This is a genomic window from Massilia rubra, assembly GCF_011682065.1.
Classification (GTDB): domain Bacteria; phylum Pseudomonadota; class Gammaproteobacteria; order Burkholderiales; family Burkholderiaceae_D; genus Telluria_A; species Telluria_A rubra.
This window is the reverse complement of the sequence record NZ_VUYU01000026.1, coordinates 85,279-97,581: the sequence shown is the minus strand read 5'-3', so window position 1 is coordinate 97,581 and position 12,303 is coordinate 85,279. Positions and strand designations below refer to the sequence as shown.

The window sequence follows — 12,303 nt, the reverse complement described above, 5'->3', positions numbered from 1 at the left end:
TGTCCAATGCGCCGCCCAAAAGGCAAGAGTAAACGCGATCTCGGCAAAGTTTACAAGCCCCTCTGCAACTCATTGAATGTAAAAGACTTTATTGGGTCCTGGCGACTTATGTATAAGGGCATGGGTTATAAGAGTTTTGATCACGACCGTAGGAATAATATGGAACAGGCGCAACAATTACCAATTAAAGCTCTGACCCCGGTTGTAGGACTATTCGGCGTCGTGGAAGATGATGCCGAGCGTGTGGCGTTGCCCGGAGCGCAGGCGGCTGACGCCGTGGCGCATGGCGACGCGGTACACGCCGCGCGTGCCGTTCACCGGCCTCTGGTTCACCGGAAAAATCACGGCGTCGCCCTGCCCCAGCTCCACTACCTCGACCCGCGATTGCATTCGCGGACGCTGTTCGGTCAGCACGAACTGGCCTCCCGTGAAGTCGTCCCCCGGCCGCGACAGTAACACCGCCACTTGCAAGGGAAATACGTGTGCGCCGTACAGATCCTGGTGCAGGCAGTTGTAGTCACCCTCGCCATAGCGCAGGATCAGCGGCGTGGGCCGCTCCTGCCCGGCCGCGTGGCAGCGCGCCAGGAACTCGACATGCCGCGCCGGAAAGCGCGCGCCGAGCCCCATCGCTTCATGCCAGCCGTTGGCAATGCGCGCTAGCGGTCCATACAGCGCTGTGCGCAGCGCGGCAAGGCCTTCGGGCAGCGGATACGCAAAGTAGCGGTACTCGCCGCGCCCGAAGCCGTGCCGCTCCATCACCACCCGGCTGCGGTAGCGCGCCTGGTCGTCATACGCGCCGGCATAGGCGCGGCAAGTCGCGGCGTCGAGCATGCCCTTCACGACCGCGCAGCCGTGCGCATCGAGGTCGATGCCAACCTGGCCCCAGTCGGCCACGTTGGCATTCACGCCCCACCCCCGCCTTCGCTCTCGCGATCGAGCAGGATGCGCTTGCGCTCGACACCCCAGCGGTAGCCGGACAGCGCGCCGTCCGTGCGCACCACCCGGTGACAGGGGATGGCGACGGCCACCGGATTGGCGGCGCAGGCCCCGGCAATGGCGCGCGCGCCGGTCGGCATGCCGATGCGCGCGGCCAGTTCGGCGTAGCTGACGGTCTGCCCGGCCGGGATCTCGCGCAGGGCTTGCCATACGCGCTGCTGGAAGGCGGTGCCGCGCACGTCGAGCGGCAGGTCGAGTCCCACGCCGGGCGCTTCGACCAGGCCGACCACGCGCGCGACTGTCGCCTCAAAACCGGCGTCGGCGCCGCGCAGGTCGGCGGCGGGAAAGCGGTCCTGCAGGTCGCGCGCGAGCAGGTCGGGGTCGTCGCCGATCAGGATGGCGCAGATGCCTTTGTCGGTGGCCGCGACCAGGATCGCGCCGAGCGAGCAGGCGCCGATGGCGAAGCGGATCACGGCGCCGCTGCCGCCGGCGCGCCAGGCGGTGGGGGTCATGCCGAGGCGCGCGGGGGCGCTGGCGTAAAAGCGCGCGCTGGAGTTGTAGCCGGCCGCGTAGATGGCTTCGGTGACGCTGGCGGCGCCGGCCAGCCCAAGATCGACCCTGCCGGCGCGGCGCGCGGCCGCATATGCCTTGGGGGTGATGCCGGTGTGCTGCTTGAAGATGCGGTGAAAATGAAAACGGCTCATGCCGCAGGCGCCGGCCAGGCTGTCGAGGTCCGGCTCGGCGTCGCTGGCGTCGATCAGGTGGCAGGCGTGCGCCACCATCCGCGCGTGGCGCTCGGCCAGCGGCGGCTGGTCGGGTTTGCAGCGCAGGCAGGGACGAAAGCCGGCCCGCTCGGCGTCGCCGCCGCTGGCGTGGAAGGCGACGTTGGCGCGCAGGGCGGCGCGCGCCCCGCACGAGGGCCGGCAGTACACGCCGGTGGTGCGCACCGAGTAGTAAAAGCGGCCGTCGGCGCCGGCGTCGCGCCGCTGCACGGCGGCCCAGCGCGCGTCGTCGTTGTCGTAGCTTGCGGCCGGATTGTCGGTAACGATTGTGTTCATTGCTGGTTTCATGGCTGTGCTCCCGCTGTGGTTCGCGATCGAGTTCGCAGGCATCCATCGTAGGCGGCGCGGCCCGGGCGGTCATCCCGGCGCTTGCTTTTGAATCCGGACGCGCGGCCACGGTGCTAAAATCGGTTTTTGAGCCGGCCTTCGGAGAGTAGTTTGGAACAGCAGATTGCGCAAGATACGACGCCGATTTTCCAGCGCATCAAGGATTATCTGCTCGGCGAGATCGCCGCCGGCCGCTGGAAGGAGGGCGATGTGGTGCCGTCCGAGCAAGCCCTGGTGCGCCAGTTCGGGGTCTCGCGCATGACCGTCAACCGCGCCGTGCGCGAACTGACCGCCGAGCAGGTGCTCACCCGCCGCCAGGGGTCGGGCACCTTTGTCGCTCCGCAAAAATACCAGGCCACGCTGGTCGAGATCAACAGCATCGCCGACGAGATCCGCGCGCGCGGCCACGCGCACCGCAGCAGCCTGCACCTGCTCGAAAAGGGCCGCGCCAGCGAGCTGCTGGCGCGCCAGTTCGAGCTGGCGCCCGGCCAGCCGCTGTTCCATTCGGTGATCGTGCACTTCGAGAACGAGGCGCCGATCCAGGTCGAGGACCGCTGGGTCAATCCGGCTTGCGCGCCCGCGTACCTGGCCCAGGATTTTTCGGCCATCACGCCCAACGAGCATCTGATGAAGGCCGCGCCCCTGCAGAGCGCCAGCTACAGCATCGAGGCCCTGCCCGCCCCGCGCGACATCGCCAGCATGCTGGCGGTCGGGCCGCGCCAGTGCTGCCTGGTGCTCAAGCGGCAGACCAAGGCCCTCGGCCAGGTCGCGTCGGTCGTGACAATGTGGCATCCCGGCCAGCTGTATCAGTTCACCGGCAAGGTCGGCTGAGCGGGACAAGCGCACCCGCGCGGCAGAAATACGACACTTTTACCCGCACGATAGGCGAAGATTCCTGTTGGTAAATTCTGTGCGCCAAAAAATGGCTACTATGGAGCTTAGCCTAAACCTCTTCCGATGGCCGCGCCATGTCCGTTCCGACCTCGTTCACCCGCCCCCGCGCCGCGCTGCGCCGCTGGCGTGCGTGCGCGCTGTTGGCGGCGGCGCTGGCCGCGGGCGAGGCGCTGGCGCTCGAAAAGGTGGTGGTGCAGCTCAAATGGCAGCACCAGTTCCAGTTCGCCGGCTATTACGCGGCCCAGGAGCAGGGGTTTTACCGCGAGGCGGGGCTGGAGGTGACCTTGCGCGAGGCCGAGCGCGGCGACGACGCGGTGTCGGCGGTGACGTCGGGCGCGGCCGAGTACGGGGTGGCCAATACCAATTTGCTGGTGGCGCGCGGGCGCGGCAAGCCGGTGGTGGTGCTGGCGTCGGTGTTCCAGCATTCGCCGGCGGTGCTGCTGGTGCGCGCCGATGCGACCGGCCAGCCGCAGCTGCCCGCCAGCGGCACGGTGATGATTTCGTCGAACAGCGTGGAGCTGCTGGTGTTCATGAAAAAGTTCGGCCCGCCGCTGGCCAACTATGGACAAATGCGCCACAGCTACAACGTGGGCGACCTGGCCAACGGCCGGGTCGCGGCCATGTCGGCCTTCAGCACCGACCAGCCGTACCTGCTCGAGCGCGAACATGCGCGCTTTGCCACGCTCACGCCGCGCGCGGCGGGCATCGATTTTTACGGCGACCTGTTGTTTACCAGCGAGGCCGAGCTGCGCGAGCATCCGGCGCGCGCGGCCGCCATGCGCGCGGCCACCCTGCGCGGCTGGGAGCACGCGCTGGCGCACCAGGCCGAGACGGTGGACCTGATCCGCGCGCGCTATCCGCATCGTCTCAGCCGCGAGCACTTGCTGTACGAGGCGCGCGGGATCGTGCCGCTGATCGAGGCCGACATGCTGGAACCGGGTTACAGCAATCCGGCGCGCTGGCGCGCCATCGCTTCGGCCTACGCCGGCCTGGGCCTGCTGCCGGCCGATTTTTCGCTCGATGGTTTCCTGTACCAGGAGGCGCGGCCCGATGCGCGCCTGGCCTTTCCCGGCGTATTGCCGGCGCTGGCGCTGCTGGCGCTGCTGCTGGTGGCCGCCGCGGCCTGCTTGCGCGCGCACCGCCTGGCGGCCTCGCTGCGCGCCGAACGCGCCCTGCTGGCCGACACGCGCGTGCAGTTGGCCGGCAGCGAGAACCTGCTGCGCTTCGCGCTCGATGGCTCGGGCCACGGCACCTGGGAGTGGACCCAGCACAGCGGCGAGCTGGCCTTGTCGGCGCGCTTCAAGGAGTTGCTGGGCTATGCGGCCGATGAATTCGCGGTCGATTTCAACGCCTGGCTGCTGCATGTGCATCCGGAAGACGTGGCGCGCCTGAAGGGCGACCTGTCGGCCTGCCTGAAGTCGCCGGCGTCTAGCAACAATGTGCTGGCGTGCGAGTTCCGCATGCGCTGCAAGGATGGCCGCTGGCGGTGGATGCTGGGACGCGGCATCGTGCTCGGCCGCGACGCCGGCACGCCCGCGTTGCGCGTCTCCGGCACCATGGCCGATATCGGCGACCGCAAGGAAGCCGAGGAGGCGCGCGTGCGCGCCGTGCTCGAAGCCTCGCCCGAGGCCATGCTGATCCTCGACGCCGATGGCCGCATCCGCTACGCCAACCATTTGTGCGCGAGCAGTTTTGGCTATGCGGTGCAAGCGCTGGTCGGCATGCCGGCCGAGCGGCTGGCGCCCGGCGTGCGCGAGCCGGGCGCGCCGAACCGGGTGATCACGGCGCAGCGGCGCGACGCCAGCCAGTTCCCGGCTGAAGTGAACCGCACGCCGATGCTGTCGCAGGGGCATAAGCTGACCATCGTGTCGCTGCGCGACATCAGCGAACGCCAGCGCGCCGAGCAGGCCCTCAAGACGCTGGCGGCGCGCCTGCACGAGATTTTGCAGATGATGCCGATCGGCCTGTATATCAAGGATGCCGGGGGCCACGTGACCTTGATGAACAGCGCCTGCGAAACCCAGTTCGGGCTCGCGCCGGCGCAGTTGGGCGGCGAGCAGCCAGGCTTGCAGGGCACGCTGAGCGCGCGCGAGCGCGAAGCCTTTGCCGGCGGCGTCATGTTGGACGATGTGGAGACGGTGTACAACGCGCGCCTCGGACGCGAGCTGCATGTGCGCACCATCCGCAAAACCGTGTGCAACGAGCAGGGGCAGTGCGAGTACCTGATCACGATGATGGTCGATATCAGCGCCAGCATCGGCACCGAGCAGCAGCTGCGCGAATTGAACGAGCACCTGGAAGAACGCGTGCAGCAGCGCACCGCGCAGCTGGACCAGGCCAAGAAGGTGGCCGAGGAAGCGAGCATGGCCAAGGGTCAGTTCCTGGCCAATATGAGCCACGAGATCCGCACGCCGATGAATGGCGTGATCGGCATGGCTTACCTGGCGCTCAAGACCGACCTCAATCCGCGCCAGCGCGACTACATCGAAAAAATCCGCTTCGCCGGCGAGCACCTGCTGGGTATCATCGACGATATCCTCGATTTTTCCAAGATCGAGGCGGGCAAGCTGGAAGTGGAGATGGTCGCGTTTACGCTCGACCATGTAATCCAGACCCTGTCGACCGTGGTCGCGCCCAAGGCGGCCACCAAGGACCTGGCGCTGGTGTTCGAGCTCGATCCGGCGCTGCCGCGCGCGCTGCAGGGCGATCCGCTGCGCCTGGGCCAGGTGCTGATCAACTACACCCACAATGCGATCAAGTTTTCCGACAGCGGCAGCATCACGATCCGGATCGACAATATCGACGACCGCGCGGACGATTGCCTGTTGCGCTTCCAGGTGCGCGACAACGGCATCGGCCTCACGCCCGAGCAGACGGCCAAGCTGTTCCAGTCGTTCCAGCAAGCCGACACCTCGACCACGCGCGAGTACGGCGGCACCGGCCTGGGCCTGGCCATCTGCAAGCAGCTGGCGCAGCTGATGGGGGGCGATGTCGGCGTCGACAGTCAGCCGGGCAGCGGCAGCTGCTTCTGGTTCACCGCGCGCGTGGGCAAGCTCGATCCGGGCGCCGTGCAATCGGCCGCCGTCGGCGCGGGCCGCGGCCAGGAGCCGCAGGCGAGCGCCGGCGCGCGCGTGCCCGGCCAGGATGCGCTGCTGCGCGGCGCGCGCATCCTGCTGGTCGAGGACAATACCTTCAACCAGCAGATCGCCCTCGAAATGCTGGAGGAAGCCGGCTGTGTGGTGTGCTTGGCGCAGAACGGCCTGGAAGCGCTCGACCTGCTGGCCAAGACCGGTTTCGACGTGGTGCTGATGGATGTGCAGATGCCGGTCATGGACGGTTTGCAGGCCACGCGCCTGATCCGCCTCGACCCGCGCCTGGCCGGCCTGCGCGTGCTGGCCATGACAGCCACGGCCACCAGCGAGGACCGGGCGCGCTGCATGGAGGCGGGCATGGATGATTTCATCAGTAAACCAACCCAGCCGGCGCTGCTGTGCGAAGTGGTGGCGCGCTGGCTGCCTGCGCGCGCGCCGGCCGCCGCGGCGGCGCCGGCGCTGCCGGCCCAGCCGGGCTTTCGCACGGTGGCCGGCGACCCGGAGGTGATCGACCTGACGGTGCTGGCCAAGCTGCTCAGCTATAACCAGGACAAGGTGCGCAAGTTCGCCTTCAAGTTCCTGCAAACCACCCAGGCCGGCTTCGAGGAGATGGAAGCGGCGCTGGCGGCCGGCGACATCGCCCGCGTGCGCGAACTGGGGCACCGCATCAAGTCGTCGGCGCGCACGGTGGGGGCGATGGGCATGGGCGAGCTGTGCCTGCGGCTGGAAAACCTGGCGCACGGCAGCCCGGCCACCGAACGGGCCGAGGCGAAAGCCCTGGTCGCGCAGCTGTGGCCGCTGCTGGCGCGCATCACCGAGCAGATCATGCAGAACACCACTTTTGCCAGCGACGCCTAAAAAAACGTGCACAAGGCTGCCGTTGGCGGGCGTTCTCCGTGATAATAGTGGCGCACGCGCTACAAAATTGACGCAGCGCTGCCGATAACGACAATAACAGCCGCTAAAGACAACCATGGACGAGCCCGTAACACAGGCCACGCCGCCACGCATCCGCGTGCTGCTGCTGGACGATGATCATTTCATGCTGGAACTGCTGACCGACATGCTGGCCGATCTGGGCAACAGCGGCGGCGCCGGCGGCGGGGTGGCCGCCTTCGAGGTGCGCACCGAATCGGATGCGCGGCGCGCCCTGGCCAGCCTGGCGCTCGATCCCCCGGCCCTGTTGATCTGCGACCTGTCGATGCCGGACATGGATGGCATCGAGTTCATGCAGGCGGCCGCCGCGGCCGGTTTCGGCGGTGGCGTGATGCTGCTCTCGGGCATGGACAGCGGCGTGCGCAAGGCGGCCGAACGGCTGGCCAGGGCGCACGGACTGAACGTGCTGGGCGCCTTCAAGAAGCCGATCAGCGCCCTGGAATTGCAGGCCGCGCTCGGTCCGCTGAGGGGGCCGGCGCAGGACCCGAATGCGCCCGGACACGAGAATTTGTACAATCCCTCTCCCGTTTCGGGAAAATAGGTTATTATTTCGGCTAAATCCCCGCCTGATACCCTCTGCCGCCCTTCCCTATATTGAATTTGTGCACACCGTCACCACCATAGTGTTGCAAGATAAAAAGGAACTGGCTGGTGATAGCGATGGTCCCCGAAGCAGGGTCGGCTTATCCTCCAGGCGTTATTGACCCCCTACCTCATTTAGAGGAAAACATGAGCGAAAATATTAAATACATTAGCGATGCATCTTTCGAAGCGGACGTCCTCAAGTCGGACCGTCCCGTGCTGGTCGACTTCTGGGCTGAATGGTGCGGTCCGTGCAAGCAAATCGCTCCGATCCTCGAAGAGATCAGCCAGGAATACGATGGCAAGGTTGTCATTGCCAAGATGGACGTCGACGCCAACCAGCAGGTTCCCGCCAAATTCGCCATTCGCGGCATTCCAACCCTGGTTCTGTTCAAGAACGGTGTTGAAGCGGCCCGCATGGTCGGCAACAACGGCAAAGGCAAGCTGACCGCTTTCCTCGACAGCAATATCTGATTGTTAGTACAATGTGACGTCGGCGCGCCCGCGCTGCCGTCTTGTCCGGCCGGGAAGCGAGTTGGCCTCGACTGACTTCTTCCCAGATGATTAACCCACGCAGTTCCCTCCCCTACCTTTACTTCCCGTCACGGGACTCAACTCATGCACTTATCTGAACTGAAGGCCATGCACGTCTCCGCACTATTGGAGATGGCGATTGGCCTCGATATCGACAACGCAGCCCGCCTGCGCAAACAAGAACTGATGTTCGCCATTCTCAAGAAGCGCGCGAAATCGGGCGAACAAATTTTTGGCGACGGCGCGCTCGAAGTGCTGCCGGACGGCTTCGGCTTCCTGCGCTCGCCGGACGCCAGCTACATGGCCTCGACCGACGATATCTATATCTCGCCGTCGCAAATCCGCCGTTTCAACCTGCATACGGGCGATTCGATCGAAGGCGAAGTGCGCACCCCGAAAGACGGCGAGCGCTATTTCGCGCTGGTCAAGGTCGACAAGGTCAATGGCGAATCTCCGGAAGCGAGCAAGCACCGCATTCTGTTCGAGAACCTGACCCCGCTGCACCCGAACGAGCCGCTGCGCCTCGAGCGCGAAATGAATGGCCAGGAAAACATCACCGGCCGCATCATCGACCTGATCGCCCCGATCGGCAAGGGCCAGCGCGGCTTGCTGGTGGCCTCGCCAAAGTCGGGTAAATCGGTGATCTTGCAGCACATCGCGCATGCGATCACGGCCAACCACCCGGACTGCACCCTGATCGTGCTCCTGATCGACGAACGTCCTGAAGAAGTGACCGAAATGCAGCGCTCGGTGCGCGGCGAAGTGGTTGCCTCGACCTTCGACGAACCGGCCACGCGCCACGTGCAAGTGGCCGAGATGGTGCTCGAAAAGGCCAAGCGCCTGGTCGAAATGAAGAAAGACGTGATCATCCTGCTCGACTCGATCACCCGCCTGGCGCGCGCCTACAACACCGTCATCCCTGCTTCGGGCAAGGTCTTGACCGGTGGTGTGGACGCCAACGCGCTGCAGCGTCCGAAGCGTTTCTTCGGTGCGGCGCGCAATATCGAAGAAGGCGGCTCGCTGACCATCATCGCCACCGCCCTGATCGAAACCGGTTCGCGCATGGATGACGTGATTTACGAGGAATTCAAGGGCACCGGCAACATGGAAGTCCACCTCGAGCGCCGTTTGGCCGAGAAGCGGGTGTATCCGGCGATCAACCTGAACAAATCGGGCACCCGCCGCGAAGAGTTGCTGATCAAAGCCGACCAGTTGCAGAAAATCTGGATCCTGCGCAAGTTGCTGTACTCGATGGACGAGATCGAAGCGATGGAGTTCATCCTCGACAAGATGAAGGCCACGAAGAACAACAATGAGTTCTTCGACATGATGCGGCGCGGCGGGTAATTCCTGCGCGTAGCATCAACAAAGGACAGCTGCGGCTGTCCTTTTTCGTTTCTGGCAACGCCGGCGGCGCATGAAGCGTATCCCCAGCGCAACACCGGGGTCTGACCCCGGTTGTTCCCTTGGGGGTCAGACCCCGGTGTTGCGCTGGGGATACGCCCGATGGTGGCTTCGGATACACCGGGGTCAGACCCCTAAAAGAAGAACCGGGGTCTGACCCCTCCCCCTCTCGACAAGATGAAGGCCACGAAGAACAACAATGAGTTCTTCGACATGATGCGCCGGGGCGGGTAAATCCTGCGCGTAGCATCAACAAGGGACAGCCGCGGCTGTCCTTTTTCGTTTCTGGCACGGCGGCGGCGCATGAAGCGTATCCCCAGCGCAACACCGGGGTCTGACCCCGGTTGTTCCCTTGGGGGTCAGACCCCGGTGTTGCGCTGGGGATACGCCAGGATGGGGACTTCGGTGACTTCGGGGACACCGGGGTCAGACCCCCTAAAAGAAGAACCGGGGTCTGACCCCTAAAAAAGCTGTATAATCGCCGGTTGCAGTATTTAACCCCTGGCAAGTGAGCGGCAATCGGGTCACGAGGCAAGACGACCGACGAAGTGCAGTTTGGCTACCAAACTAACCGAGGCAAGACCATGCGTAAAGATATCCATCCAGAATACCGCGACGTTGTTTTCCACGACCTGTCGTGCGATTTCAAATTCGTTACCCGTTCGACCATCCAGACCCGCGAAAAAATCACCCACGAGGGCGCAGAATACCCACTGGTGAAGATCGAGGTCTCGGCTGAATCGCACCCGTTCTACACCGGCAAGCACAAAATCGTCGACACCGCCGGTCGCGTCGAGAAGTTCCGTCAGAAATTTGGCGCCGTCGGCTCCAAAACCGCGGTTGCAAACGGCTAAGTTTTTGCCGTGCATACCTAAAAAGCAGCCCCCGGCTGCTTTTTTTTCGTTGATACTACGTCTTTTCCCCATTGCCGATGCCCCCGTTATCGATGAAACCCGTCCGTCTTTCCGCCGCCGCCACCCTGGCCCTGCCGCGCTGGGCCTTGTTTGCGCTGGGCCTGCTGTACATCTTGCCCGGCCTGATTGGACGTGCCGACTGGAAAGATGATGCCGGCAGTTTCGGCATCATGTGGACCATGGCCCACGGCGGCCTGGCCGACTGGCTGCTGCCCAATATCGCCGGCATGCGCGTGCCGGACGACGGCCCGCTGGCCTTCTGGCTGGGGGCGCTGTGCATCAAGCTGTTCGGCGGCCTCATGGGCGACATGATGGCGGCGCGCATGTCGACCATCGGCATCTTTTTAGCCGGCACGGCCTCGGTCTGGTGGACCGCCTTCCACCTGGGCCGGCGCCAGGATGCGCAGCCGCTGCGCCTGGCCTTCGGCGGCCAGCCCGAACCGGACGACTATGGCCGCACCCTGGCCGACACCGCCGCCCTGATCTATCTCGGTTGCCTGGGCCTGCTGATGTTCAGCCACGAAACCCTGGCCGTCACCCTGCAGGGCGGCCTGGTCGCCTATTTCCTGTACCGCGCGGTGCGCTACGTGGAAGCGCAGACGCTGCGCAATGCCGTCCTGATCGGCCTGTCGCTGGGCGCGCTGGTGCTCACGCGCGGCCTGCTGACCCCGATCACCCTGCTGCTGGCCCTGTTCGCGTGCACGCGCTTTTTGTCGGTGCCCTTGACCCCGACCCTGCGCCACCTCGCTCTGGCGGTGCTGACCGCGCTGGCGATCGCCATGCTCTGGGTGCTGCCGGCCGTGTCGATCCAGCCGTACGGCGTCAATCCCGTGAGCGGCTGGCTGGCCTGGACCGCGAACCAGATCGGCCTGCCGAGCTGGATCTCGATCAAGACCTTCTTCCGGGTCGGGATCTGGTTCTTCTGGCCGGCCTGGCCATTCGCCGGCTGGGCCATTTACGCGTGGCGCCGCCAGGACCACCTGCTGCATATCGTGCTGCCGCTGTTTTTCGTCGGCGCGCTCACCTTGCTGATCCTGTGCGATCCGCTGCCGGAAAACGGCGACCTGCTCAAGCTGCTGCCGCCGCTGGCCATCATGGCCGCGTTCGGGCTGCCGACCATGAAGCGCGGCGCCATCAACGCCATCGACTGGTTCTCGGTGATGGTGCTGACCATGCTCGGCGCGATCGTCTGGCTGTTCTGGATCGCCAAGCTGACCGGCTGGCCGGCGCAGCTGGCCAAGAACGCGCTCAAGCTGCTGCCCGGCTTCCGCCCGGAAGTCGAGGTGCTGGCGTTCGTGGTGGCGCTGGGGGCGACCATCGGCTGGATCGCGCTGGTCCACTGGCGCATCTCGCGCCAGCCGGCGGTGCTGTGGCGCGCCGTGGTGCTGTCCTCGGGCGGCCTGATTTTGCTGTGGGTGCTGCTCATGACGCTGTTCCTGCCCGACTTCAATTACAGCAAGAGCTACGCGGTCGTGGCGCGCCAGATCGCCGCCTCGCTGCCGCCCGGTGCGGGCTGCATCAATTCGAACGTGGGTGCGCCGCAGCGCGCGTCGCTGGCGTTTTACGGCAAGCTGCCGTTCGATCACATCGGCGCCGGCAAGTGCGACCTGATCCTGCTGCAGGACAGCGTGAAAGTGCACGACGAGCGCGAATCGGCCAAGCCGCCGCCGGGCGCCGAATGGCGCTTGCTGTGGGAAGGCCGGCGCGCCGCCGACCGCGACGAACGCTTCCGCCTGTACCAGCGCGCGCCCTGAGCCCGCGGGCCTGAAGCCGCTGGCCTGGCAGGTTCAGGCGGCGGCGAACACCACCCGCAGCCAGCCGGCAAAGGTGCGCACGCGCGCCGACAACTGCTGCTTGTGCCGATACTGCACGCTGGCCGGCATCGGCCGCGGCGCCATGCCC

Annotated in this window: 9 protein-coding genes; 7 read left to right on the top strand and 2 right to left on the bottom strand. The window is 65.6% G+C overall.

From position 1 onward, the window contains the following. Positions 1 to 210: 210 nt before the first annotated feature. Positions 211 to 906 (bottom strand): 2OG-Fe(II) oxygenase, encoded by a 696-nt coding sequence (locus tag F0185_RS27510; RefSeq protein ID WP_370664077.1) that lies wholly within the window; start codon positions 904 to 906, stop codon positions 211 to 213. Further along, positions 903 to 1,994, bottom strand: a complete 1,092-nt coding sequence (gene ada / locus F0185_RS27505) for a bifunctional DNA-binding transcriptional regulator/O6-methylguanine-DNA methyltransferase Ada (protein ID WP_187362666.1) — start codon at positions 1,992 to 1,994, stop codon at positions 903 to 905. Before ada ends, F0185_RS27510 begins: the two co-directional genes overlap by 4 nt. A gap of 162 nt (positions 1,995 to 2,156) precedes the next feature. On the opposite strand from ada, the gene hutC reads away from it, so the two are divergent. The 7 genes from hutC (at position 2,157) to F0185_RS27470 (ending at position 12,155) form a co-directional block, all read left to right on the top strand. Further along, positions 2,157 to 2,876, top strand: a complete 720-nt coding sequence (gene hutC / locus F0185_RS27500) for a histidine utilization transcriptional repressor HutC (RefSeq protein WP_167230182.1) — start codon at positions 2,157 to 2,159, stop codon at positions 2,874 to 2,876. Between the two features lie 137 nt (positions 2,877 to 3,013). Next, on the top strand, positions 3,014 to 6,889 hold the full coding sequence (locus F0185_RS27495; RefSeq protein WP_167230179.1) for an ABC transporter substrate-binding protein: 3,876 nt from the start codon (positions 3,014 to 3,016) through the stop codon (positions 6,887 to 6,889). A 115-nt stretch (positions 6,890 to 7,004) separates the two neighbouring features. After that, positions 7,005 to 7,508 carry a response regulator gene (locus tag F0185_RS27490; RefSeq protein ID WP_167230147.1) on the top strand — a complete coding sequence of 168 codons (504 nt, stop codon included), beginning with the start codon at positions 7,005 to 7,007 and terminating at the stop codon, positions 7,506 to 7,508. A gap of 188 nt (positions 7,509 to 7,696) precedes the next feature. Continuing rightward, positions 7,697 to 8,023, top strand: a complete 327-nt coding sequence (gene trxA, locus F0185_RS27485; RefSeq protein WP_126076315.1) for a thioredoxin TrxA — start codon at positions 7,697 to 7,699, stop codon at positions 8,021 to 8,023. A 144-nt stretch (positions 8,024 to 8,167) separates the two neighbouring features. Next, a complete protein-coding gene (rho, locus tag F0185_RS27480; protein WP_054268339.1) occupies positions 8,168 to 9,430 on the top strand; it encodes a transcription termination factor Rho in 1,263 nt (420 codons plus the stop codon). Between the two features lie 641 nt (positions 9,431 to 10,071). Next, positions 10,072 to 10,341, top strand: coding sequence for a type B 50S ribosomal protein L31 (locus F0185_RS27475; RefSeq protein ID WP_054268338.1), 270 nt, complete (start codon positions 10,072 to 10,074; stop codon positions 10,339 to 10,341). A gap of 92 nt (positions 10,342 to 10,433) precedes the next feature. Then, the gene (locus F0185_RS27470) at positions 10,434 to 12,155 is read left to right on the top strand and encodes an ArnT family glycosyltransferase (RefSeq protein WP_167230145.1); all 1,722 of its coding nucleotides are present in this window, start codon (positions 10,434 to 10,436) and stop codon (positions 12,153 to 12,155) included. Positions 12,156 to 12,303: the final 148 nt, after the last annotated feature.